Source organism: Thioclava sp. (assembly GCF_048263065.1).
Taxonomy (GTDB): Bacteria; Pseudomonadota; Alphaproteobacteria; order Rhodobacterales; family Rhodobacteraceae; genus Thioclava.
The window spans coordinates 409,598-433,496 of record NZ_JBLXEM010000002.1; the positions used below are offsets into that span (position 1 = coordinate 409,598).

Annotated in this window: 18 protein-coding genes and 1 pseudogene; 13 read left to right on the forward strand and 6 right to left on the reverse strand. The window is 58.5% G+C overall.

Going from position 1 to position 23,899, the window contains the following annotated elements; genetic code table 11:
• Window positions 1–159: 159 nt before the first annotated feature.
• Genes ACN0SD_RS05085 through ACN0SD_RS05100 form a run of 4 tightly spaced genes read right to left on the reverse strand, consistent with a single transcriptional unit; the run spans window position 160 to window position 4,083 of the window.
• Window positions 160–933: an SDR family NAD(P)-dependent oxidoreductase gene (locus tag ACN0SD_RS05085; protein ID WP_417807134.1), complete on the reverse strand. Its 774-nt coding sequence runs from the start codon at window positions 931–933 to the stop codon at window positions 160–162.
• A complete protein-coding gene (locus ACN0SD_RS05090; RefSeq protein WP_417807135.1) occupies window positions 930–1,868 on the reverse strand; it encodes an SDR family oxidoreductase in 939 nt (312 codons plus the stop codon). Before ACN0SD_RS05090 ends, ACN0SD_RS05085 begins: the two co-directional genes overlap by 4 nt.
• Window positions 1,865–2,767, reverse strand: coding sequence for a bile acid:sodium symporter family protein (locus ACN0SD_RS05095; protein WP_417807136.1), 903 nt, complete (start codon window positions 2,765–2,767; stop codon window positions 1,865–1,867). The genes ACN0SD_RS05090 and ACN0SD_RS05095 overlap by 4 nt, the downstream gene beginning before the upstream one ends.
• A complete protein-coding gene (locus ACN0SD_RS05100) occupies window positions 2,764–4,083 on the reverse strand; it encodes a flavin-containing monooxygenase (RefSeq protein ID WP_417807137.1) in 1,320 nt (439 codons plus the stop codon). The genes ACN0SD_RS05095 and ACN0SD_RS05100 overlap by 4 nt, the downstream gene beginning before the upstream one ends.
• Before the next feature lie 65 nt (window positions 4,084–4,148).
• Between ACN0SD_RS05100 and ACN0SD_RS05105 the strand changes: the two genes are divergently transcribed.
• From ACN0SD_RS05105 to ACN0SD_RS05115, 3 genes and pseudogenes are all read left to right on the forward strand, one after another.
• A complete protein-coding gene (locus tag ACN0SD_RS05105) occupies window positions 4,149–4,808 on the forward strand; it encodes a TetR/AcrR family transcriptional regulator (RefSeq protein ID WP_417807138.1) in 660 nt (219 codons plus the stop codon).
• A gap of 177 nt (window positions 4,809–4,985) precedes the next feature.
• On the forward strand, window positions 4,986–6,149 hold the full coding sequence (locus ACN0SD_RS05110; protein ID WP_417807139.1) for an RsmB/NOP family class I SAM-dependent RNA methyltransferase: 1,164 nt from the start codon (window positions 4,986–4,988) through the stop codon (window positions 6,147–6,149).
• 148 nt (window positions 6,150–6,297) lie between these two features.
• A pseudogene (locus ACN0SD_RS05115) lies at window positions 6,298–8,579 on the forward strand (ATP-binding protein).
• On the opposite strand, the gene ACN0SD_RS05120 reads toward ACN0SD_RS05115, so the two are convergent.
• On the reverse strand, window positions 8,580–9,173 hold the full coding sequence (locus ACN0SD_RS05120; RefSeq protein WP_417807140.1) for a sulfotransferase family 2 domain-containing protein: 594 nt from the start codon (window positions 9,171–9,173) through the stop codon (window positions 8,580–8,582).
• 213 nt (window positions 9,174–9,386) lie between these two features.
• Between ACN0SD_RS05120 and recA the strand changes: the two genes are divergently transcribed.
• From recA to ACN0SD_RS05140, 4 genes are all read left to right on the forward strand, one after another.
• Window positions 9,387–10,454, forward strand: a complete 1,068-nt coding sequence (recA, locus tag ACN0SD_RS05125; protein ID WP_417807141.1) for a recombinase RecA — start codon at window positions 9,387–9,389, stop codon at window positions 10,452–10,454.
• 119 nt (window positions 10,455–10,573) lie between these two features.
• A complete protein-coding gene (gene alaS / locus ACN0SD_RS05130; RefSeq protein ID WP_417807142.1) occupies window positions 10,574–13,228 on the forward strand; it encodes an alanine--tRNA ligase in 2,655 nt (884 codons plus the stop codon).
• Entirely contained in the window at window positions 13,228–13,524 is a 297-nt protein-coding gene (locus ACN0SD_RS05135; RefSeq protein WP_417807143.1) for a DUF1330 domain-containing protein, read from the forward strand. The genes alaS and ACN0SD_RS05135 overlap by 1 nt, the downstream gene beginning before the upstream one ends.
• 34 nt (window positions 13,525–13,558) lie before the next feature.
• A complete protein-coding gene (locus tag ACN0SD_RS05140) occupies window positions 13,559–14,350 on the forward strand; it encodes a class II glutamine amidotransferase (protein WP_417807144.1) in 792 nt (263 codons plus the stop codon).
• Here ACN0SD_RS05140 and ACN0SD_RS05145 read toward each other — a convergent pair.
• Window positions 14,347–14,694 carry an MmcQ/YjbR family DNA-binding protein gene (locus ACN0SD_RS05145; protein WP_417807145.1) on the reverse strand — a complete coding sequence of 116 codons (348 nt, stop codon included), beginning with the start codon at window positions 14,692–14,694 and terminating at the stop codon, window positions 14,347–14,349. The two genes, ACN0SD_RS05140 and ACN0SD_RS05145, sit on opposite strands and share 4 nt — an antisense overlap.
• A 209-nt stretch (window positions 14,695–14,903) precedes the next feature.
• Between ACN0SD_RS05145 and cysS the strand changes: the two genes are divergently transcribed.
• The 6 genes from cysS (at window position 14,904) to ACN0SD_RS05175 (ending at window position 23,791) form a co-directional block, all read left to right on the forward strand.
• Window positions 14,904–16,397, forward strand: a complete 1,494-nt coding sequence (cysS, locus tag ACN0SD_RS05150; RefSeq protein ID WP_417807146.1) for a cysteine--tRNA ligase — start codon at window positions 14,904–14,906, stop codon at window positions 16,395–16,397.
• A 124-nt stretch (window positions 16,398–16,521) separates the two neighbouring features.
• On the forward strand, window positions 16,522–18,144 hold the full coding sequence (gene cimA, locus ACN0SD_RS05155; protein WP_417807147.1) for a citramalate synthase: 1,623 nt from the start codon (window positions 16,522–16,524) through the stop codon (window positions 18,142–18,144).
• A complete protein-coding gene (locus ACN0SD_RS05160) occupies window positions 18,141–18,911 on the forward strand; it encodes a squalene/phytoene synthase family protein (RefSeq protein WP_417807148.1) in 771 nt (256 codons plus the stop codon). Before cimA ends, ACN0SD_RS05160 begins: the two co-directional genes overlap by 4 nt.
• 159 nt (window positions 18,912–19,070) lie before the next feature.
• Entirely contained in the window at window positions 19,071–22,172 is a 3,102-nt protein-coding gene (locus ACN0SD_RS05165; RefSeq protein WP_417807149.1) for a methyl-accepting chemotaxis protein, read from the forward strand.
• Window positions 22,173–22,220: 48 nt separating this feature from the next.
• Window positions 22,221–23,279, forward strand: a complete 1,059-nt coding sequence (locus ACN0SD_RS05170) for a protein-glutamate methylesterase/protein-glutamine glutaminase (RefSeq protein ID WP_417807150.1) — start codon at window positions 22,221–22,223, stop codon at window positions 23,277–23,279.
• Window positions 23,276–23,791, forward strand: a complete 516-nt coding sequence (locus ACN0SD_RS05175) for a chemotaxis protein CheD (protein WP_417807151.1) — start codon at window positions 23,276–23,278, stop codon at window positions 23,789–23,791. Before ACN0SD_RS05170 ends, ACN0SD_RS05175 begins: the two co-directional genes overlap by 4 nt.
• Window positions 23,792–23,899: the final 108 nt, after the last annotated feature.

Sequence of the window (23,899 nt, forward strand, 5' to 3'; positions counted from 1 at the left end):
ATAATTATCTATATTTATCAAAGTTTTATTTCTGCGAAGTCGCCACGTGCACGACGTGCAGATTGCCCACGAACGTCCGAGCTATCTGATTGAGTGACGCGGATAGCGAGTGAATTAGACGCGCGGGGCAGGGAATTGCTCCGCGCGTTTTCTGATTGCTCAGCCCGCGTCTGTCGTCCCGATGCGTCGCTCCATAAGGCGCTGAAACAAGCGCGGCGAGAGGCGGTGGAGATACCATGACAGCCGCGCGATGCGCCCGACCGGGATCATCGGGGCCTTGCTTTTCAGTCCGTGCAAGATCATGCGCGCGGCGGTTTCGGGCGTCATGTAATCGACGCCGTCCGTGGCAGAGCCGGGGCGCGCGATACCGTCCGCGTGCCGTGCGGCGCGACCGGGATTGGTGGCAACGAAAGAGGGCGCTGCGATCTGGATCCGCACGCCATGGCGCGTCTCTTCAGAGCGCAGCGAGGCGAAGAACCCCTCTAACGCGTGCTTTGATGCGGCATAGGCGGTGCGATGATAGAGCGGCGAAAACCCCGCCACAGACGAGATCGCCAGATGGGTGCCTTGGCTTGCACGCAGCGGAATCAGAAACGCGCGCGCCATCGCAACGGCGGCGAAATAGTTGATCTCGAAAACTTTGCGATGGGCGGGCTCGCTAAGCGCCTCGAAGGGGCCGATCTGCGTCACGCCGGCATTGTAGATCACCAGATCAATGCGCGGATGATCGGAGAGAATTTGCGCGCAGGCGCTGGCCAGTTGTGCCGGATCGGTCAGATCGCAGGCAATCGCTTGCTGGCCGGGTGCATCAATCAGCGCGGCGAGATCGCGATCCAGAATCACCACCCGCCAGCCCTCGGCGCGCAACGCTGCCGACACCGCTTGCCCCAAGCCGCCAGCCCCGCCCGAGATGACGGCGACGGGTGCGCTCATAGCCCCGTCTCGCGGCACCACAGATCGAACACCTCGGCGCTGCTGAGTTCGGGCGTATAGCCGAAATCGCGTTTCAGCGCGTCATTTGCCAGCACTGGGCGATATTGCAAAAACCGCACTTGTTCAGGGCCATAGCGGCTAAGGTGCAGCGGATGAGCCAGCGCCAAGGCCGCCTTGATCAGACCTGCGGGCAGGGTGCGCACAGGCTTGCCCAACCGTCGCGCGAGATCGCGCATCCCCAAAGCGCCATCGCCCGCGACATTGTAGATCCCCGCCGGCCCATCGGTCGCCGCGCGGTGCAAGATGCGCGCCAGATCGTGCGTCCAGATAAAGACGAACGGGCTGTCAGCCCCCCGGATCGCCAACAGGCGCGGCTTGGCAAACAGCGCGGTGATCTGGTTGTCGGTGCGCGCGCCCAAGACCGTGCCGACCCGTAGCACGACCTGTTCCAGCGCGGGATGATCGGCGCGGGCCTGTGTCAGCATTTCCTCGACTTGACGCTTGTGATCGGCATAGGCGAATTCGGGATTGCCCCGCAGCGTATCGCTTTCGCGCAGCGGCACGGGATTGTCAGCATGATAGCCATAGGCGGCGCCGGAAGAGGTCACGACCAGCCGCCGCACGCCATTTTTCAGCGCGGCCTCCAGCACCTTGCGCGAGCCCTCGACATCGACTGCATGGGCCAAATCGCGCCCCATGCCCGGACCGGGCGTCACGATCGAGGCGAGATGCACGATCACCTCGGGGCGCTCGGCTGCGATCACGCGCGCGGGCGCATCGGTGGTTACGTCAAGCGGGGTGAAGCGCACGCCTTCGGGTAGACCTGCGGGCGCTTTGAGGTCTGTGGCGATCACCTCATGCGCGCAACCAGCCAGTTCCGCCATCAGCGCGCGCCCAATCATGCCGCCCGCGCCGGTAATCAGGATTTTCGTCATCGTACGGCCTCCGTGCGCGCCATAAGGGTGGAGAGGGTAAATCCTGCGATAATGTGCCAGATGCCCCAGAAGGCGGCGACGATAGCCATGCCGCCAAGCCCTCCGAAGAACGCAAAGATCAGTACGAGGCCAAGGCCGGAGTTCTGAATTCCCGTCTCAATCGTGACCGAGCGGCGATCATAGGGCGACAGCCCCGCAAGCGTCGCAGTGCCATAGCCCCCCGCAAAGGCCAGCGCGTTATGGAGTACTACCAGCCCCGCGATCAGCCCGACAAATTGCAGGAAATAGCCCCAGTTCGCGGCCAAGGACATTAAAACGAAGGCCACGAATATCCCCATCGAGACCCATTTCAACGGCCCGCGCAGTCGCGCCGTAATATCGGGGCGTGCTTGGTTCAGCGCGATCCCCGCGAGCAGCGGCAGCAACAGCATCACAACGACCGTAATCGCCACTTGCACCGGATCAATCGTGGTCTGGTGCAGCAGTGCTCGGGTCGGGCCATAAAGGCTGCCCCAAAACGCGATGTTCAATGGCGTCAGCACAATCGCCGCAGCCGTCGAAAACGCCGTCAACGACACCGAAAGCGCGGTATTTCCGCCCGCGCGATGGGTGAAAAAGTTCGACACATTGCCGCCGGGACAGGCGGCCACCAAAATCAGCCCCAGCGCAATCGAGGGGCGGGGGTGCAGCACGCTGATCAGCGCGAACGTCAGCGCAGGCAGCACGACGAACTGCGATGCAAAGCCCACGACCAGCGATTTCGGCCGCCCCAGCAGCGCGCGAAAATCGCGCGGTGCCAGATCAATCGCGACGGAAAACATCACGATGCCAAGGATCGCATTGAGCAGATGCAAGGAAGCGGGACTGAAATTGAGATGAATAGCGTCCAGCCCGGTCATGCCGCGCGCCCTTTGCCTAACGCCTTGATCCAGCCGGTCACGGCGCGCCGGTACGTGGCTTTATCGACGTAATAGGCCATGCGGGCGAGCTTGAGGTAGTCCATCCCGCCAGTGGCGCGTTCAAAGCCTGCCGCCTTTTCTGCGTGCAGCTTTTTCGCCGCCTCGGCACTCTCGCGCAGACCGCGAATGTAGAGCGCGACCATCTCGGCCTGCTCATGGCGGCCCTGCCAGCCCAGACCGCTGGCCTCAAGCATCCCCAGCACGAAGATATCGTCGCGCTTGGGATGCATCGCGTTAAGATACAAATGGGGCGCATCGCCCTGCCAGTTCAGCAATGCGGGGCTGATGAACGGGTAGTGCAGCTTGTACCCGGTCGCGGCGAGGATCATGTCGTAATCGACTTGCGTGCCGCCCTTGAAATGGACCGTGTGGCCCTCAATGCGCGCAATATCGGGGCGCACCTTCAGATCGCCGTGACCGGCATGAAACAGCACCAGTGAGTTCACCACCGGATGGCTTTGATAAAGTTTGTAATCGGGCTTGGGGAAGCCGTATTTCGCGGGATCTCCGACGAACCATTTCAGTATCGTGCCATCAATGCGCCGCTTGAGCCACATCGGCAAGCGGATCGCCCCGCCCATCGTATCGGCGGGTTTGCCAAAGACGTATTTGGGCACGAAATAATAGCCCCGGCGCACCGACAGATCGCAGCTAATCCCGTGATGGATCGCATCCACCGCGATATCGCAGCCCGAATTGCCCGCGCCCACCACCAGCACGCGCTTGCCCTTGAATTGTTCAGGGTCGCGATAGGCTGAGGAATGGATCAGTTCGCCCGAGAAGTTGCCGGGAAACTCGGGCATATTCGGCTCGCTTAGCGTGCCATTGGCGATCAGTAGGCCGGCGAACACCGCGTCATGCTCGCCCGACGCATCGCGCCAGTGAATGCGCCAACCCTCGCCATCGCCGCCCAGCGGTTCCGCCCGTGTAACTTGCGCGCTGAAATGGTAAAACTGGCGCAGATCGAAATGATCGGCAAACTCGCGGAAATAGCGCGCCATCTCGCGGTGGCTGGGATATTCCGCCACCTCCTCGCGCATCGGAAAATCGGTAAATTCCGTCATCCGCTTGGACGAGATCAAATGCGCGCTTTGATACATTGTTGAAAGCGGCCCCTCGATATCCCAAAGCCCGCCCACGTCGCTGTGCATCTCGAACCCTTGAAAGGCGATACCCTGTTCGCGCAATACCTTGGCTGCGGCCAGACCCATGGGGCCTGCGCCGATAAGGGCGAATTTGCCCCGCGTGTCTGTCATGCTATGTCTCCTCCCAGAGAGCATTTAAATTGAACGAATGTTCAAAATAAGCAAGCCCCAGAGTGATGACAGTTAAAAAAGAGAAAAAGCAAAGACTTAGGGCGCCATCCAAGCGTTCGCTCGCGAGTCGTTCACGAATTCTCGATGCCGCAGAGTTGGTTTTTGCGCGCGACGGATTCGATGGCGCGAAGGTGCGAGATATTGCTGCCGCCGCCGTGGTTCCGCTAGGCTTGGTGCATCATCATGGGGGTGGCAAAGAGGCGCTGTTTCGCGAGGTTGTGGAGCGGCGGGCCGAGGCGTTATCTGCGCTGCGATTGGCGGCTCTTGCGCGGGCGAAATCTGACGGGGAATTGACGCTAAGTTCGATCCTGCGCTGCTTTTTTCAACCCTATCTGGAAAAGGCTGAGGGCGGTGATGCGCAATGGCTGGCCTATGCGCGCCTTGTTGCGATGGTGTCGGCAGACCCGGTTTGGGCCAAGATTTCAGCCGAGCTGTTTGACCCCACCGCGCAGCGCTTCATAGACGAGATCGCAGCCCTGTTTCCCGAAGTCAAACGCACAGTGGCCGCCGAAGCCTTTGTCTATTCGGTCGCGGCGCTTTTGGCGTTCTTGACCTCGCAATGGCGCGTATCTGCCTTGGCCGATGAGGCAGGCGCGCAGGTCACGATTGACGGATTGGTGGCGTTTTGTGCCGCTGGCTGCGCAGCGCGATTGCAGCAGGGGTAGGGGCGGACACAGGCGGTTTATGGTGTGGGCGAGTGCTCTGAAACGCCTTGAAATTTAGGGGTTTATCGTAAATAGCAAGCGATAAGAGTGCTGCCAAAAAGCTTAACGAAATGCTTGAAGAATGGAATGCAAGATTTTGAAACATAGTCGTAAATTGCCTTCCGTTCGGGCTCGCACATGACCCCGGGTGCCCGCATCGCCGCGGCGATTTCGCTGCTGGATCGCATTGCGTCAGGGGATCCGGCAGAGCGCGCGTTAACCAATTGGGCGCGCGCAAACCGCTATGCAGGCTCCAAGGATCGCGCCGCGATCCGCGATCACGTCTTTGATGCTTTGCGCTGCCGTGGCTCGTTCGCCGCCCTTGGCGGGGGTGAGCAGGGGCGCGCGCTGATGCTTGGTATGATGCGCGCGCAAGAGATTGATCCTGATACGCTTTTTACAGGTGAGGGCTATGCGCCGACGCCCCTCAGTGCCTCCGAGCGCGCCGCCTACGAGGCCTCCGCACCCGAGGGTGTCGCCGAGCTTGACTGGCCCGCGTGGCTGCGTCCAATTTTGCAGGCCGATTTGGGCGATGATTACCTCGTGATTTCGCAAGCGATGCGCGCGCGCGCCCCGGTTTTTCTGCGCGTGAACCTAGCGCGTGGTACGCGCGCTCAAGCGCAAACCGCCCTTGCAAATGAAGGCATCATTGCTCAGCCCCATGCGTTGGCCGAAACTGCACTTGAGGTGACCCAGGGCGCGCGTTTGGTCCAGCGTTCGCAGGCCTATTTGACGGGTTTGGTTGAGTTGCAAGATGCCTCCTCTCAGGCGGCTTCGGCGCTTTTGCCCTTGGCGCCGGGTGCCCGCGTGCTTGACTATTGTGCGGGCGGGGGCGGCAAGGCGTTGGCAATGGCTGCCGCATGCCCACAGGCCCAGATTTTTGCGCATGACGCCGATGCGGACCGAATGCGTGATCTGCACGCACGAGCGAAGCGTGCCGGTGCCCGCATTACCCAGCGCCCGCCCGGCGATCCGGGGGAAGGCTATGACCTCGTTTTGGTCGATGCGCCCTGTTCCGGATCGGGCACATGGCGGCGCACGCCAGAGGCGAAATGGCGTCTTGATTCCGCGCGCTTGTCCGAGCTGTGCGCGCTACAGGCAAAGATACTGATCGAGTCCTCGACTTTGGTCGCGCAAGGGGGGGCATTAGCATATATGACGTGTTCTCTTCTACGGACAGAAAATGAAGATCAGCTTAATAAAATGAGTGATCAAGGTTGGACGGCTGAAATCGCCAGTCGATTTTCGCCGCGGTCTGACGGAGACGGTTTTTTTGCCGCTGTGATGCGTCGGTCTCGGTAAGCTCAATAAAATTTCTCATAGATTGACTCAACTAAAGGTTGTGTTCTTATGGCCGTTAATGCGGTTTTAATCCTTTATCCCCGCATATGGTGAGGACGAATTTGAGAGGATTTCCTGCGTGGCGGATAGTAACGTGACATTGCAGCCGATGACCCGCACGATGGCGCAACTTGCGCCGGGCGGAGTTTATCTGGCTTTTGCGGCGATCATCGCGGCGGGGATCGGGGTGTTGGTGCCGGATCGTGTGACGATGTGGGCGATGTTTTCCACCTCTGGCACATTGTTGGTCATAGCGGCGGCAACACGGGTTGCGTGTCTCTATCAACGCGGGCGGCAAACTCGGATGCATAGCTTGATTTCAGAGTTCATCGCCCATGATGCTTCGCCTTCGTTCACAACGGATGCAGATGGCGAAATCGGGTTTCAGAACCGCGCCGCGCTAGAGCGTTTCGGCTCACGCGGGGGGCAGGTTTTGGCGCGCTCTCTCGGGGAATTGTTTGCCAATCCAGCGACAGTTTTGCGCCGCTTACAAAGCAAGGCGTCAGCCTTGGGCGCCGCGCGCGAGGATCTGGTGACGCGGCGCGGCCATGTTCGTTTGTCAGTCCATCAAATCGGGGACAATGACTATTTATGGCGTCTCGAGGATATGGCAGAGCGCCCTATCGGAGGGCGTGGAGCCGAAACGATTAGCCTGCCGATGCTGACAGCTTCCGAAAATGGCACGATCTTATTCATGAACGAGACGATGCGCCGTCTTGTCGGGGAACGGATGCGCACGCTTGAGCGGATATTCACAGATTTGCCGCTGCGCTCTGGCGAAACTCATGAAATTACCACGCCTGATGGAAAAGTTCGAGCGACTGTCGCGCAGATTGACAGCGGGGGCGGTCGTTCCGAGATCTATCTTTTGCCGATTGAGACTGGCCAGACGCAGACAGACGCAGGCGGTTTTGAAAACCTGCCTGTGGCGCTGATGAAACTGGGCGCGCATGGCGAAGTGACGGCTATCAATCGGGCTGCGCGAGGGTTGCTGGGCAAAACCGTGCTGGATGTACATTTGTCAGAAATGCTTGAGGGATTGGGCCGTCCGGTCGGAGATTGGGTCGCCGACGCGCTTGAAGGGCGGGCGGACAGGCGCCCCGAGGTGCTGCGTGCGCGGCGCGGCGACAAGGAAGTGTTCTTGCAGGTAACGCTCGCGCGCATTGTCGAGAGCGGACGTGCTGGCTTGATGGCGGTGCTCTCAGATGCCACCCAACTCAAAACCCTTGAGGCGCAGTTTGTTCAAAGCCAAAAGATGCAAGCAATCGGTCAGCTAGCAGGCGGCGTGGCGCATGATTTCAACAATCTTCTGACCGCCATTTCTGGCCATTGCGACCTCTTAATGCTGCGCCATGACAAAGGCGATCCCGATTTCGCCGATCTCGATCAGATCAGTCAGAATGCCAATCGGGCAGCGTCTCTTGTTGGTCAGTTGCTGGCGTTTTCGCGCAAGCAAACGCTGAAACCTCAGATTGTTGATTTGCGTGACACGCTGTCGGATATGACGCATCTGCTCAATCGTTTGGTGGGAGAGAAAGTGCTTCTGACGCTCGCACATGATTCTGAATTGCGTTCGATCCGGGCGGACAAACGCCAGCTTGAACAAGTGCTTATGAACCTCGTCGTTAATGCACGCGATGCAATGCCGGGCGGCGGAGAAATCAAAATTGAAACTGAAAACCTGCATCTTATCCAAGACATGCCGCGCGATCGCGTGACGGTTCCTAAGGGCGATTACGTCGCCGTCAAGGTTTCTGACGAGGGGACAGGTATCTCTGCAGATAAGTTAGAGAAGATTTTTGAGCCTTTCTTCACGACAAAACGCATCGGTGAAGGTACGGGTTTGGGGCTTTCAACTGCTTATGGCATTATCAAGCAGACGGGCGGGTATATCTTTTGCGACACCGTGGTAGGGTCTGGGACTTGCTTCACGATCTATCTTCCGGTCCACGACAGTGTTGTGCAAAGCGACGCAGAGGCTCCCAAAGCGTCAGGCTCTCGCGTACCCTCGGATATAGCCATTCAGGGTAACGCGACGGTGCTTTTGGTTGAGGATGAGGCCCCCGTTCGCGCTTTTGCGTCGCGTGCGCTAAAACTGCGCGGCTATTCCGTACTTGAAGCGGAAAATGCCGAGGAGGCGCTGGAAATGCTGGGTTCGCCAGATCTTGATGTCGATATTTTTGTAACTGACGGATTATGCCCGGAATGGATGGGCCAACGTGGGTCACCGAAGCACTTAAAACGCGCCCGGGCACAAAGACCGTCTTCATGTCGGGGTATGCCGAAGATGTGTTCCAAAACGGAGATTGCCCGGTGGAGAACTCTGTCTTCCTGCCCAAACCTTTTTCGCTTAGTGAATTAACGGCGACAGTACAAAATCAACTGGGCTGATCACCCCAACGAATCGTACAGCGTAAAATCGCGTGCCATCGCTTGGGTCAAAGCGGTTTGCGTTCGCTCCGACAGCGTCACATCCACAGCCGGAGGCACGTTCACACGCGGCAAAGTGATTGCAAAATCAAGCTGGTCTTCAAGAAAATGCACGAAACTATCTATTTGATCATATCGAAAGACCGTATCCACAACGCAAGTCCCAGTCCCATCACACAGGAACTCTGATTGGCTGGGGAAACTCACGTGAGCAGGTCGAGAGGACGCCATATAATCTTGGGCAAATTGTTCAAATTTACGTCCGATCATTGGATGACCCGGATCTTCATCATCGTCTCGTAGTCGAAAGCGATACCAGGACCGCAACCAGTCAATCGGCTGGCGCATCAACGCGACAGTGGTGAACGTCTCGCCGCTTCTTTGCGCCAAGTATGGTGCTAAATGACCTTGGAAATCCTGCGCTGAAGTATGTTTCAGTTCTGCGGGGCGCTGAATTGCAACATCTGCGAGCGGCTCAAGCGCGGCTTCAATCGCCGAAGATCCGGCCTTAGGCGTGGCAAGAAAAACGAGCTTTTGCTTCCAAAATATCAGCATTTTATGCCTCGCTAACTTAAAAATCATCCCTGCATACCGATTGCGCGTTTAACGGTAAACCTTTCATTAAGAATCTCGTGACAATCTGGTGTGGTAAGAAATTTCTTGCAATGTTCTTCATTTGTCCGCATAAGACGGCAAGAACATCAAGTGAACGGATCGCGTCGGGCCGCATTGCCGCCGCATCCTGTCTGTGGGATAAGGACTGGGACAATGGCAGTAGCGAAAATTCTCGAGATGGAAAAACACAACAAGGCGGATAAGCAAAAAGCGTTGGATTCGGCGCTTGCGCAGATTGAGCGGCAATTCGGTAAAGGCTCGATCATGAAGCTCGGGGGCGAGACGCCCGTGCGCGAGATCGAGGCGACCTCGACGGGGTCGCTCGGCCTCGACATTGCGCTTGGTATCGGCGGTCTGCCTAAGGGGCGGATTGTTGAAATTTACGGGCCTGAAAGCTCGGGGAAAACGACCCTGACGCTGCACGCGATCGCGGAAGAACAAAAAAAGGGTGGTGTTTGCGCCTTTGTGGATGCGGAACATGCGCTTGATCCGCATTACGCGCGTAAGCTTGGTGTCGAACTTGAAGATCTGTTGATCTCGCAGCCCGATACCGGTGAGCAGGCGCTTGAGATCGTCGATACGCTGGTGCGCTCAGGCGCTGTAAGTATGGTTGTTATCGATTCAGTGGCCGCGCTGACGCCAAAATCGGAAATTGAAGGCGATATGGGTGACCATACGGTCGGCGCTCAGGCCCGATTGATGAGCCAAGCGATGCGCAAGCTGACCGCGTCTATCGGGCGCTCCAACTGCATGGTGGTGTTCATTAATCAGATTCGCATGAAAATCGGCGTTATGTTCGGCTCGCCTGAAACGACCTCCGGTGGCAACGCGTTGAAATTTTATGCATCAGTGCGCCTGGATATCCGCCGCATCGGCGCGATCAAGGATCGCGATGAGGTTGTTGGCAACCAAACCCGTGTAAAAGTGGTTAAGAACAAGGTAGCGCCGCCCTTCAAGCAGGTCGAATTTGACATCATGTATGGTGAGGGCATTTCCAAGATGGGTGAGCTTGTCGATCTGGGCGTAAAGGCCGGGATCGTTGAGAAATCGGGCGCTTGGTATTCCTACGGCGATGAACGGATCGGGCAGGGGCGTGAAAACGCCAAAACTTTCCTGCGCGAGCACCCCGATCTTGCCTATGAGATCGAAGATAAAATCCGCGCCAGTCACGGGCTTGAGTTTGGTGACATGGGCGAAGATGACGCGCTTACCGAGGAATAATCGCGACGCAAAACGCCATTGAGATAGGCCGGGCCATGTGCTCGGCCTTTTCACTTGCTGGACAGCACGCAGGGCCGGCGTTAAACGGGGGCTAACCAGCTCGATCAGGCGAGATAGACATGCCCAGCCTTAATGAAATCCGCTCTACGTTTCTGAACTTCTTTGAGCGCAACGGCCACCGCGTCGTTGACAGCTCATCCATTGTTCCGCGCAATGACCCGACCTTGATGTTTACCAATTCCGGCATGGTGCAGTTCAAAAACTGTTTCACCGGCGTGGAAAAGCGCGATTATGTCCGTGCGACATCGGCGCAGAAATGTGTGCGCGCCGGGGGAAAGCACAATGACCTCGACAATGTCGGCTACACGGCACGCCACCATACTTTCTTTGAAATGCTGGGGAATTTCTCCTTTGGCGATTATTTCAAAGAGGGTGCAATTCCTTTCGCTTGGGAACTGCTCACCAAGGACTTCGATATCCCGAAGGATCGCCTTTGGGTCACCGTCTATCATACCGATGATGAGGCGGCGCAGCTGTGGAAAAAGGTTGCGGGCCTGCCAGACGAGCGCATTATTCGTATCCCGACGAATGACAACTTCTGGCAAATGGGTCCGACCGGACCTTGTGGTCCTTGCACCGAGATTTTCTTTGATCACGGGGATAAAATTTGGGGTGGCCCTCCGGGCAGCGCCGATGAAGATGGCGACCGCTTTATCGAGATCTGGAATCTCGTCTTCATGCAAAACGAGCAGTTCGAGGACGGCTCGATGCGCGCGCTTGATATGCAGTCGATCGATACGGGTATGGGGCTGGAGCGGATTGGAGCGCTGCTTCAAGGCAAGCACGACAATTACGACACCGATCTGATGCGCCACTTGATTGAGGCGTCGGCCAATGCGACCTCGAGTGACCCGGATGGGCCGGGCAATGTGCATCACCGTGTGATCGCCGATCACCTGCGCTCGACCTCGTTCCTGATTGCCGATGGGGTGATGCCGGCCTCGGATGGGCGCGGCTATGTGCTGCGTCGCATCATGCGCCGCGCGATGCGCCATGCGCATTTGCTAGGGGCGAAAGACCCGGTGATGTATCGCCTCGTGCCTGCTTTGGTGCGCGAAATGGGGGCAGCTTATCCGGAATTGGGCCGTGCGCAGGCGCTGATCGAAGAGACGCTGCTGTCGGAAGAAACACGCTTCAAGACTACGCTGGATCGCGGCTTGAAACTGTTGGATGAGGCGTTGGTGGATTTGCCAGAGGGCACTAAATTGCCCGGCGAGACTGCGTTTAAGCTCTATGATACTTACGGTTTCCCTCTGGATTTGACGCAAGATGCGCTGCGCGAAAAGGCGCGTGAGGTCGACACCGAGGCCTTTGATGCTGCGATGGCCGAGCAAAAGGCCAAGGCGCGCGCAAGTTGGTCTGGCTCGGGCGAGGCGGCGGATGCAGCGATTTGGTTCGATATTGCTGAGAAATCCGGCACGAGCGAATTTTTGGGCTATGACACCGAAAGCGCCGAGGGTCAGATCGTGGCGCTTGTTTCTGAGGGCGCACGTGTGGATGCAGCGCAGGGCAAGGTGCAAATTGTAACCAACCAAACGCCGTTTTATGCGGAAAGCGGCGGTCAGGTTGGCGATCAAGGGATGATCGTGACCGAGACGGGCAAAGCCCGGGTGAGCGACACGAAAAAGGTTGCAGGTGTGTTTATTCATTTTGCGGATGTGATCGAGGGCGAGATCGCCGTCGGGCAGGGCGCGCGCCTTGAGGTTGACCATGCACGCCGCAGCGCAATTCGCGCTAATCACTCGGCCACGCACCTTTTGCACGAGGCTTTACGCCGCGCTTTGGGCGATCATGTCGCGCAGCGTGGCTCGCTCAATGCTGCGGATCGTCTGCGTTTCGATTTCTCGCATAACAAAGCGATGAGCGCGGAAGAAATCACCAAGATCGAGCGCGAAGTGAATGAATTCATTCGCCAAAACACGCCGGTTGAAACGAGGATCATGACGCCCGATGACGCGCGCGGGCTTGGCGCACAGGCGCTGTTTGGTGAGAAATACGGTGATGAGGTGCGCGTCGTCTCGATGGGCAAGCAGACCGGTTCGGGCAAGGGCGCGCGCGGCGATGTTTACTCGCTTGAGCTGTGCGGGGGCACGCATGTGACGCGCACAGGCGATATCGGCAGCTTTGTTTTGACGGGCGAGACGGCTTCGTCGGCGGGCGTGCGCCGGATCGAGGCGCTGACGGGTGACGCTGCGATGAGCGAGTTGCGGCGTCGCGATCTGCTGTTGTCAGATATCGAAAGCCTATTGAAAGTGAGCGAGCACGATGCCTTGTCGCGTTTGCAAACGATCTTGGATGAACGCAAGAGCCTGAGCAATGAGGTCGCGCAGCTTCGTCGCGAACTCGCGATGGGTGGTGGCGCGTCCGGCAGCTCGGAAGCATTGAAAATCAATGGCTTGAAGTTCATTCCTCAAGTGATCGCCGGCGTCACGGGGAAGGATTTGCCCGCTATTGTCGACGCACTCAAAGAGCAGATCGGTAGTGGCGCGATCCTTGTGGTTGCTGATACGGGCGGCAAGGCGGCGGTTGCTGCGGGCGTTACGTCTGATCTGACCGAACGCGCCAGCGCGGTTGATATGGTCAAGGCGGCAGCTGCTGCGCTTGGCGGCAAAGGCGGCGGCGGTCGCCCCGACATGGCGCAGGCGGGCGGGGCCGATCCGTCCAAGGCTGATGACGCGGTTGCCGCGGTGAAATCTTATCTGGAGGGCTTGTGATGGCTGGAGCTTATTGGATTGCGCATGTGAAGGTGACCGACCCGGAGGCTTACGGCAAATATGCTCAAGGGGCCGGGCCTGCGATCGCCAAACATGGCGGCAAGTTTCTGGCGCGCAACACGCGCTATGTCCAGCTTGAAGGCAATGATCGCGCGCGCAATGTGCTAGCGTGGTTCCCCAGCCTTGAGGCTGCCGAGCAATGCTATCATTCCGATGAGTATCAAGCCGCAATGGCCCATGCCAAGGGCGCATCCGAGCGGGATCTAATGATCCTTGAGGCCAGTGACGAAGTTTAAGGTCGTCTTGTAACATACTGACGGGAAATCATAAATGTGCCGTTGGGCTGCTTATGTCGGAGAGCCGATTTTCATCGAAGACATCGTGAGCCGCCCCGGCCATTCGCTGATTCATCAAAGCCAATGCGCAACGATGTGTCATACCGCGATCAACGCCGATGGGTTCGGCGTGGCGTGGTATGGTGAGCGGCCCGAGCCGGGTCTGTATCGTGATGTTATGCCCGCGTGGTCGGACCCCAACTTGCGATCGCTAACGGAAACGGTGAAGTCGGGGTTGTTTCTGGCGCATGTGCGCGCCTCGACTGGGTCGGCCACGTCGCGCAACAATTGCCACCCGTTTCGCCATGGCCGTTGGTCCTTTATGCATAACGGGCAAATCGGCGGCTATGACGGGTTTCGCCGCGCCGGTGAGATGATGATTCCCGACAGCCTGTATCCCGAACGCCGCGGTGCGACCGATAGCGAAGCGCTGTTTCTGGTCGCAATGGCCGAGGGGATGGAGGCCGATCCGAAATGCGCGCTTGAACGTGCGACCGCGCGGTTTGAAACGCTGGCGCGCGAGCGCGGCGCGGCACCCTATATGCGGCTCACGGCGGCGTTTTCTGATGGCGTGCGCCTGTATGCCGTGCGCTATGCGAGCGATGATCACGCGCCCTCGCTTTATCATCGTTGGTCGGACACGCGCCGGGGCCGCGCAGTGGTGTCTGAGCCGCTTGAGGTGGATGAAAGCGATTGGCAGGAGGTGCCACCGGGCTCCTTTTGCACCTTTGAGGGTAAGCGCGTGAGTATTGAGCCTTTTGAGCCCGCACTGATGCCCGTTGCCTAGCGTGGAGCAAGCGCGGTTTGCACCTTCTTCGGTAACTTCGCGCGGATGAAATCATAAGACATATCAAGGCGGTGGCGCAGATCATCGGCCTCAAGCACGCCCCAAGGAATGCGCACCCAAGAGCGGTGAAGATAGGGCGCGCGCTCGGCCTGTCCGATCTCGATCAGCAGGTGTGCCGCCTCGCTATCGCGACATTTCACGCTCACCCCAAGATTATGTTGCGCCCCGATCAGCGCAAAGACCTTGCCCCCGACCTTCCAGCAATCATGCCCGCCGCCCCAAGGGTCGCTGCGTTCGGCGCCGGGCAGGGTGGCGCAATGGGTGTTGACGATGTCGCGGCTCATGCGGGGCAGTGTGGCACGACTTTGCTGAGGTGCAAAGCGCTTGCAGCTTGCCGGGTGCGGCGCTAGGGTTCGCCTCATGAGAACCGAGAGCATCATCATCTGCTGCATTATCCGCTGACATCTGTCACGCGGGCCGGTCTTCTCTTTCCAAATTTGCCATGACCTTGTAAGCCCGCCGGCAGGTTTAGCTTTGCCTATTGCGAGGACACATGACCCAGATCCGTTTGCGCAACTCCCTGACCCGCAAGGTCGAGGATTTCCATCCCATCGACGCGCAAAACGTGCGGATGTATCTGTGCGGGCCAACGGTTTATGACCGCGCCCATTTGGGCAATGCGCGCCCCGTCGTGGTGTTTGACGTGCTGTATCGGCTGCTGCGCCATGTTTACGGGCCAGATCACGTCACCTATGTGCGCAATTTTACCGATGTCGATGACAAGATCAACGCGACCGCTTTGGCGCGCCAAAAGGCCGGGGCTGAGGGGTCGTTGGAGGATCTGATCCGCGCGCGCACGGCAGAAACCATCGGGTGGTATCACGCCGATATGGACGAGCTTGGCGCGCTGCGCCCTGATCATGAGCCGCGCGCGACCGATTATATCGGCGCGATGATTGCGATGATCGAAAAGCTGGTTGCCGAGGGTCACGCTTATGCCGCCGAGGGCCATGTGCTGTTTCGCGTGCGCAGCTATCAAAATTACGGCGCGCTGTCGGGGCGCACGGTAGATGACATGATCGCAGGCGCGCGCGTCGAGGTGGCGCCATACAAAGAAGACCCGATGGATTTCGTGCTGTGGAAGCCCTCGGATAGCGACGAACCCGGCTGGGACAGCCCGTGGGGGCGCGGGCGTCCGGGCTGGCATATCGAATGCTCGGCAATGAGCTACGAGCTGCTTGGCGCGAGTTTTGACATTCACGGCGGCGGCATTGATCTGCAATTTCCCCACCACGAAAACGAGATCGCGCAAAGCTGCTGCGCCCATCCCGAAGGCAGCTTCGCGAATTATTGGGTGCACAATGAGATGTTGCAGGTCGAGGGCAAGAAGATGTCCAAATCTCTGGGCAATTTCTTTACCGTGCGCGATTTGCTGGCTCAGGGCGTGCCGGGCGAGGTGATCCGGTTTGTGTTTTTGCAGACGCATTATAGCAAGCCGATGGATTGGACGGCGGAGAAGGCGAAGCAGGCGGAGAAGACTTTGCGTCGAATTGCAGAGTTCTTAGGAGCGGACCCTAGTGCTAAGCCCTGGGTTAGTCGTCAATTTGCCAGGCCGCCCCAAGAATTTGTTGACGCGCTTGCGAGTGATTTAAATACATCCGTGGCTTTGTCTCTTGTGCGCAAGTATTTGAAAGAACAGGATGAGTTTAAACTCGTTGGGGCGCTTCGGCTTCTAGGTTTCGATATCGATGCGTTAACCCGAAAGTTTTTTCCGTTCGAGTTTCAAGCGGGAGACAACGGAGTTGTGTCTGGTTATCGATTGTCTATGCATGGAAACGGGGCGGCAGATTACGCAGACAGATTGACCGAGCTAGGCAACCGGCTATATGCGCTTCGAGAAACAGCCATGACCACCAAAGATTTCGCTCCCGTCGATGCCATGAAAGCAGCGCTCATCGCCGCGGGCGTTGAGGTGCGCATGTCGAAGGCTGGGGTGGAACTGCTGCCCGGCCCCGATTTCGACCCCGCCAAGCTGGAGGGCCTGTGATGCCGATGCAGACAAGCATGACACAGGGCAGCGCCGGCCCCGAAGGGGCGCGTGAAGCGCTCGCCTCGAGGGGCGGGTCGGGCGCTGCCCGGTTCGCAGGCGAACAGGGCAAAGGGGCAAGCCAATGACCAAGCAGCGCCTTTACCTCTACGACACCACCCTTCGCGACGGGCAACAATCCGCAGGTGTGCAGTTTTCGGTGCCCGAAAAGATCGAGATCGCCCATGCGCTTGACGCCATCGGCATCGACTATATCGAAGGCGGCTGGCCCGGCGCGAACCCCACCGATAGCGATTTCTTTGACGCGCGCCCCGACACCCGCGCCACCTTTGCCGCCTTTGGCATGACCAAACGCGCGGGGCGCTCGGCGGGCAATGACGATGTGCTGGCCGGCGTGATGAACGCCAATACGCCCGCCGTGTGTCTCGTCGGCAAGACGCATGATTTCCACGTCACGGCGGCGCTTGGGATCACGCTGGAAGAGAACCTCGAAAACATCCGCGCAAGCGTTGCGCATATGGTCGCGCAGGGCCGCGAGGCGCTGTTTGACGCCGAGCATTTCTTTGACGGCTATAAGGCGAACCCTGACTACGCGCTCAAGTGCTGTTTGGCCGCGCATCAGGCGGGCGCGCGCTGGATCGTTCTGTGTGACACCAATGGCGGCACGCTGCCCGGTGAGATTGCGCAGATCGTGGGCGCGGTGATCGCGGCGGGCATTCCGGGCGATCACTTGGGCATCCATTGTCATGACGATACCGGCAATGCGGTGGCGGGTAGTCTGGCCGCGATCTCGGCTGGCGTGCGTCAGGTGCAAGGCACGCTCAACGGGCTGGGCGAGCGTTGCGGCAATGCCAATCTGATCTCGCTGATCCCGACGTTGCTGCTGAAGAAACCCTACGCCAGCACGCTGGAAACCGGCATCAGTCAGGATAAGCTGACGGGCATCACCAAACTCTCGCGCAAGCTCGACGATATTTTGAACCGCGTGCCGCTGCGCTCTGCGCCTTATGTCGGGGCGTCGGCCTTTACCCATAAGGCGGGGCTACATGCCAGCGCGATCCTGAAAGATCCCTCGACCTATGAACATATCGACCCCGCTCTGGTCGGCAATACGCGCCTCATCCCGATGTCGAACCAAGCGGGCCAGTCAAACCTGCGCGCGCGGCTGAAATCCATGGGGATTGAAGTGGCGCGCGACACTCCCGCGCTGCCCCGCATCCTCGATCTGATCAAGGAACGCGAGGATCAGGGCTATGCCTACGACGGCGCGCAGGCCAGTTTCGAGCTGCTCGCGCGCGCAGAACTGGGCCTGTTGCCGCAATTCTTCGAGGTCAAGCGCTACAAAGTCACAGTCGAGCGGCGCAAGAACCGTTACGACAAGATGGTCTCGATTTCCGAGGCTGTGGTGGTAGTAAAAGTGGCCGGACAAAAGATGCTGTCGGTGAGCGAGAGCATGGATGAGCAGGGCCATGATCGCGGCCCCGTCAATGCGCTGTCCAAGGCGCTTGGCAAAGATTTGGGACCCTACCAAAGCTATATCGACGACATGAAGCTGGTCGATTTTCGCGTGCGCATCACCCAAGGCGGGACCGAGGCCGTGACGCGCGTGATTATTGATAGCGAAGACGGGGCAGGGCGGCGCTGGTCCACCGTTGGCGTGTCGCCCAACATAGTCGATGCCAGTTTCGAGGCGTTGTTGGACGCGATGATCTGGAAGCTGCTACGCGACGGGGCGCAACCGGCATGAGCAATCTGGCGGCCAGTCTGCAAGCCTGCGCCGAGGCCGTGCGCCGGGGCGACCCTGATCGCTTCGCCGCGACCATGGCCACCCCCGCACCGCTGCGCGATCGGCTCTGGCCGCTTTACGCCGCCAATCTGGAAATCGCGCGCGCGCCTTGGGCGTCTTCTGAGCCGATGGTTTCTGAGATGCGCCTGCAATGGTGGATTGACGCGCTTGAAGGGGTGAGCGAGGGGCGCGAACCGCCCCACGAAATCGGTCCCGCTTTGGTGAAGGTCGCTGCGCCTGTGCGCCATCTGATTTCCGTCGCAGAGGCCCGCCGCGCCGATTGTTGGCCCGAGCCGATGAGCGATGCGTCAAGCCTTTGGGCCTATCTCGATCAGACCGCAGGCAGTGTGTATTGGGCCGCCGCTGAGGCGCTTGGCGCAGATGCGCAGGCCGAGATGGCCGTGCGCAGTTTTGGCGCGGCTGCGGGCTTGGCTGCGTTTTTGCAGGCGGTACCCGAACTTGTGGCGCGCGCCCGTGCTCCGCTGGCAGATCTGTCGCATCACGCGCTGAATGCGCTTGCCGAAGAGGGGCTTGAACGCCTTGATTTTGCGCGGAAATCGCGCGCGCTCAAAGGGCCTGCACGCACGGCACTTTTGCCCGGTTGGCAAGCGCGCGTATTGTTGAAACGCGTCAGTAGCGCGCCTGAAATCGTTACGGCTGGCGGGCTTGAACTTTCAGAGTTTTCGCGCAGGGTAGGGCTATTGCGCGCCGCGCTGCGAGGCGTTTGAAACGCGATCTGCGCGTTCGTTAGGATTTTAGCGATCTCCGCTCGCGAAAACCGTATCAGAATTTAGCAAATCTTCAGGTCTTTGCGCGATGATCGCATCAAAGCTGTCTCGAAATGGGGCAGCCAAGATCGCTGACCCCCGTCCGGCCGGAGTTTTTGCATGCGCGTTTTGAACAACCTGAAGCTGTCGATCAAGCTTCCTTTGATGCTCGTTACCATTGCGATGGTGGCGCTGACAATCATGGGTGTCTCCGCCTATCGAGAGGCTTATAGATTGCTGGAAAGCGAAGGGTCGGCGCGGCTGGAACGCACCTTGAACGCGCGCGTCGCCGGGATGCAGGGCTGGCAAGACCGGGTGCAAAGCGATCTGCGGTCCTTGGCGGGCAACGCGGTCACTGCGCGCGCGCTTTACGACTTTGATCGCGGTTGGAAACAGCTTGGCGACAATGCGGCCAAGATCGTGGCGCGCGCTTATCGCGACGAAAATCCCAACAGCCCCGATGCGCGCTCCAAGCTTGATTATGCAGGTGATGCGACCGACTATTCAATCCAACACCGCCGCTATCATGCAGGTTTTCAGGCCGAGGCCGCGCAGAAAGGCTACAGCGATCTGTATCTGATCGACCGCGAGGGGCGCGTGGTTTATTCGATCAATAAAGATGCGGTTTATGCGTCCGATCTTGCGCAAGGCTCGGGGCCGTTGGCGGCGCTTGCGCATGAGGACGCTCAGGCGACGGACGCGCAATTTTTTACCAGCGAAGTTCTGATCGAGGATGGCAAAGCTGAAATCTACGCAACGATGCCTGTTATAAGCGCCAATGGTATGCGCCTTGGGGTGGTGGCCGTTCGTATTCCCGCAACCGATCTTGGGCAGCGCATCGGGGGCGCTCGCGGATTGGGTGAAACCGGACAAGGTCTTATTGTCGATCATTCCGGGCGATTGCTCAATTCGTTGCGCCACCCCGTTGGAGGGCTCGCATTAGGTGCGGTGGTAGAAACCGATGCTGTCAAAGATACCCTTGCGGGTGGCAGCGGTCTGGTTGAACAGATCGGTCTCGCAGGGCAGCCTGTGACCGCCGCTTATATGCCATTTTCGCTTTTTGGACGCGGCTACGGCGCGGTGGTTGAACAAGACCAAACCGAATTGTTCGCGCCTGCAACGACGCTCGCGCGCTCGATGCTGCTGCACGCGAGTTGGCTGGTTCTGGCGCTTGGCGCCTTATCGGCCATAATGGCGCGCTCTGTATCTACGCCGTTGCGCCAACTCGGCGCGACCATCCGCGCAATTTCAATGGGAGAGCGTGACCAACCGGTGCATGGTACAGCGCGACGCGACGAGGTGGGTGTGATCGCCCATGCGCTCGACGATCTGCGCACGGACTTGGCTAAGGCCGACGCTGTGCAGCAAGAGGCGCATATCAAAGGGACCGTGTTTCAAAACGCCTCAGCTGCCTTGATGATGATCGACGCCGATTTTCGCATCATCCACGTCAATAAAGCGGTAATCAATCTTGTCGGCGGCCAGATTGATGAGTTCCGTAAGGTGACGCCAGATATCGATGCGGATGCGTTGGTTGGTCGCTCGATGGATGATTTCCATATGATGCCGGAAAAAGCGCGCGCTTTGCTCAATGATCGCACGCATCTGCCGTTCCATGTCGACATCAAGGTTGGCGACGGGCGTTTTGGCGTGGATGTCAGCGAAATCACAGATGAAGCCGACGCTGTCATCGGTTTTGTGGTGGAATGGCGCGAGGTGACGCAACTGCGTGCGCAACGGGCACTGCTCGATTCCATTGATGCCCATCAATTGGTTTGTGACATTGACCCAGACTTCGCGATTACGCGCTTGAACGATAAAATCTGCGCCATGCTTGGCCCGAAGAGCGCCAGATTTCTTGGTCAGGATATGCGTAGCGTTCTGTCCGCCCCTGATGGCCATGATATTTGGAGTGCGCCGTCTTCGCTAAAGGCTGTACAGGGCCGATTTACGCTCAAGGGTCCAGATGGGCGAAACCACCTTATTGAGGGGACGATCAACCCAGTCGCTGATCGCAGCGCCCGGATGATGAAGATCGTTCTCATCGCGGTGGATATCACCGCATCCAATGCAGCGCTTGAGGAGGCACAAGCGCATAACTCTGCCATGACGGCTGCGCAAAATATCGTAGTTGAGGCGCTGCGACTTGGGCTGGGCGCGCTTTCGCGTGGGGATCTGAGCACCAAAATTTCAGACGAATTCGATACGCAATATGAACCGCTCAGAGCCGATTTCAATGCTGCCGTCAGCAATCTTTGCGCGGCTATGCAGATCGTAAATGAAAATGCCACCACGATTGATAGCGAGGCGCGAGAGATTGCTAACGCCTCTGAAGATCTTTCCAAGCGCACCGAACAACAGGCAGCGACGCTGGAGCAAACCGCCGCTGCTTTAGGTGAGTTGAGTGCTTCTGTGAGTGCATCGGCACAGGGCGTCGCCGAAGCAGATCGCGTAGTTTCTGATGCGCGCAAAAGTGCTGAAGATTCTGGTGAAATCGTAAAGCAAGCTGTGTCCGCGATGAGTGAAATCGAGACCAGTTCGCAGCAGATCTCTAAGATCATTGGCGTGATTGACGAAATCGCGTTTCAAACCAATTTGCTCGCTTTGAACGCTGGTGTCGAAGCCGCGCGCGCGGGTGAGGCCGGGCGCGGTTTTGCGGTTGTCGCATCTGAGGTGCGCGCTTTGGCGCAACGCTCCTCCGATGCGGCGCGTGAGATCGACACACTGATCACCGCCTCCTCCGATCACGTTACGCGCGGCGTGGATCTTGTGGGTGAAACCGGACATGCGCTAGAGGGGATTCTTGGCTCGGTGCTTGATGTGGCAGGGCGGGTTTCACAAATCGCGCAAAATGCGCGGGAACAGGCGCTCAGTTTAACAGAAATCAATACAGCGATTGCTCAACTTGACCAGGTGACTCAGCAAAATGCCGCGATGTTTGAGCAAACCACCGCTGCAAGCCACTCTCTCAAAAGCGGCGCGCGCGAACTGAACGAAACGATGCAGCACTTTAAAGTGCCGATGACATCAATCGCGCCGACACATCAGAAACCAAAGCCGCAGGCGCAAGTCGTCCGTAGTTCTTCGCTGGCCGCCCCGCCGCGCCCAGCGGCCCCCTCAGATGCACCGCCCAAACCGATCATATCGCTCGCACCATCGATTCAGCAGGGGAATGTCGCGCTAAGGTATGAGGCAAGCGAGGATGACTGGGAGGATTTTTGACATGTCTAGGGACGATCGCCTCGTAAATGATCGCTTACAGGAGACATCATGCCGGTCAAAAAAGTTCTCATTGTCGATGATTCCGCGACGATCCGTCATTTGATCCGTTCAAGCATCGCCAACGACTCTCGGCTGCAGGTGATTGGTGAGGCCGCCGACCCCTACGAAGCACGCGAGAAAATAAAGCTACTCAATCCCGATGTTTTGACGTTGGATGTTGAAATGCCGCGTATGAACGGGCTGGAGTTTCTGGAAAAGCTGATGCGGTTGCGGCCTATGCCGGTCGTTATGGTATCGACTGAAACGCATAAGGGCTCGGCGGCGGCTCTTGAGGCGCTTTCTCTTGGTGCTGTGGAATGTATCGGGAAACCGCGCGTAGAGACTACGGCAGAGGCATTCTGGAATTTGCCTGACCTGCTGGTAGCTGCCGCGAATGCGCGATTGCGCACCGCATGCCCGCGCCCAAAACGGATGCCTGCCACAGGGTTTAACTGGAACGGAAAAGTCGTTCTTGTAGGCTCTTCGACCGGTGGAGTTGATGCGCTGGAAACCCTTCTGTCGGAATTTCCGGAAAACTGTCCTCCAACAGTGATCACGCAACATATGCCCGAAACGTTTTTGGCCAGCTTCGCCGCACGTTTGCAACGCCAGATCGCCCCGCAGTTTGCTCTTGCAAGTCCCCAAGCTCCGCTTGAGCAGGGCCGCGTCTATCTTGCGCCCGGTGGGGCGTACCATCTTGCGCTGACGCATGGGGAACCTGCGCGTTGCAAGCTTGTGGCGGGTGACAAACGCAGCGGGCATCGTCCTTCGGTAGATGTCTTGTTGGAGTCTGCCCAGTTTCTTGGCGATCGCGCCGTCGGCGTTCTCCTTACAGGGATGGGGCGCGATGGTGCGGAAGGGATGATGATGCTTCGACATGCGGGTGCACGTTGTTTGGCGCAGGATGAGGCCAGCTCGGTTGTCTATGGGATGCCGAAGGCCGCGTTGGAAACGGGCGCTGCTGAGCGCGCAGTGCCCTTAGAAGCGATGGCGGGTGAGATTTTGTCCCTGTGCTCGTCCCCGCAACGCGCGACACTTGCTTTTGCGACACGCGAGAGGGCTGTATGAGCAGTCCGATGGGCCCACAGTATATATCACAAGGCGAATATGCTTCGTCAGGTGAAGGCGGGCGCTCTATCACAACGATATTGGGGTCTTGCGTTGCGTCTTGCGTGTATGACGAGGGCGCGAAAGTGGGCGGTATGAACCACTTCTTGCTACCTGAAAGCAACACTGTCAGTGCGCAAGCGGCAAGCTTTGGCGTCACCGCGATGGAGCTTTTGATTAACGATTTGATGAAGTTAGGCGCAAGACGCGCGCAGCTAAAATGTAAGGTGTTTGGTGGGGCGCGCATGATTGCGGGGCTTTCGAATGTTGGACAGATGAACGCGCATTTCATACTTGAGTTTCTGCGTCGCGAAGGGATCGAATGTGCCGGGCAAAGCCTGGGCGGCACGCTGGCCCGTCGCGTCGAATTCTGGCCCGACAGCGGGCGCGCGCGTCAAAAACTGTTAGGGGAGGCGCAGATATTTGACCCTGTCAAACCATCAGTCGTCATTAGCGATATTGAACTGTTCTGACCCTCTGCGGAGATTGAGCGCCTGTTGGGACTAGTATTTCTGAGATTGTTAGACGTCTGCGGCATCCCTCGCGGTTTACCCCACGGCTTGGCGCCGCTACGCTGCATT

What these genes read in the sequence shown, in the direction of transcription:
- ACN0SD_RS05170 (WP_417807150.1), top strand. Translation starts at nt 22,221, where the DNA reads ATGCCGGTCAAAAAAGTTCTCATTGTCGATGATTCCGCGACGATCCGT.
- alaS (WP_417807142.1), top strand. Translation starts at nt 10,574, where the DNA reads ATGCCCAGCCTTAATGAAATCCGCTCTACGTTTCTGAACTTCTTTGAG.
- cimA (WP_417807147.1), top strand. Translation starts at nt 16,522, where the DNA reads ATGACCAAGCAGCGCCTTTACCTCTACGACACCACCCTTCGCGACGGG.
- ACN0SD_RS05135 (WP_417807143.1), top strand. Translation starts at nt 13,228, where the DNA reads ATGGCTGGAGCTTATTGGATTGCGCATGTGAAGGTGACCGACCCGGAG.
- ACN0SD_RS05165 (WP_417807149.1), top strand. Translation starts at nt 19,071, where the DNA reads ATGCGCGTTTTGAACAACCTGAAGCTGTCGATCAAGCTTCCTTTGATG.
- ACN0SD_RS05105 (WP_417807138.1), top strand. Translation starts at nt 4,149, where the DNA reads ATGACAGTTAAAAAAGAGAAAAAGCAAAGACTTAGGGCGCCATCCAAG.
- ACN0SD_RS05145 (WP_417807145.1), bottom strand. Translation starts at nt 14,694, where the DNA reads ATGAGCCGCGACATCGTCAACACCCATTGCGCCACCCTGCCCGGCGCC.
- ACN0SD_RS05175 (WP_417807151.1), top strand. Translation starts at nt 23,276, where the DNA reads ATGAGCAGTCCGATGGGCCCACAGTATATATCACAAGGCGAATATGCT.
- ACN0SD_RS05120 (WP_417807140.1), bottom strand. Translation starts at nt 9,173, where the DNA reads ATGCTGATATTTTGGAAGCAAAAGCTCGTTTTTCTTGCCACGCCTAAG.
- ACN0SD_RS05160 (WP_417807148.1), top strand. Translation starts at nt 18,141, where the DNA reads ATGAGCAATCTGGCGGCCAGTCTGCAAGCCTGCGCCGAGGCCGTGCGC.
- ACN0SD_RS05100 (WP_417807137.1), bottom strand. Translation starts at nt 4,083, where the DNA reads ATGACAGACACGCGGGGCAAATTCGCCCTTATCGGCGCAGGCCCCATG.
- cysS (WP_417807146.1), top strand. Translation starts at nt 14,904, where the DNA reads ATGACCCAGATCCGTTTGCGCAACTCCCTGACCCGCAAGGTCGAGGAT.
- ACN0SD_RS05090 (WP_417807135.1), bottom strand. Translation starts at nt 1,868, where the DNA reads ATGACGAAAATCCTGATTACCGGCGCGGGCGGCATGATTGGGCGCGCG.
- ACN0SD_RS05095 (WP_417807136.1), bottom strand. Translation starts at nt 2,767, where the DNA reads ATGACCGGGCTGGACGCTATTCATCTCAATTTCAGTCCCGCTTCCTTG.
- ACN0SD_RS05085 (WP_417807134.1), bottom strand. Translation starts at nt 933, where the DNA reads ATGAGCGCACCCGTCGCCGTCATCTCGGGCGGGGCTGGCGGCTTGGGG.
- recA (WP_417807141.1), top strand. Translation starts at nt 9,387, where the DNA reads ATGGCAGTAGCGAAAATTCTCGAGATGGAAAAACACAACAAGGCGGAT.
- ACN0SD_RS05110 (WP_417807139.1), top strand. Translation starts at nt 4,986, where the DNA reads ATGACCCCGGGTGCCCGCATCGCCGCGGCGATTTCGCTGCTGGATCGC.
- ACN0SD_RS05140 (WP_417807144.1), top strand. Translation starts at nt 13,559, where the DNA reads ATGTGCCGTTGGGCTGCTTATGTCGGAGAGCCGATTTTCATCGAAGAC.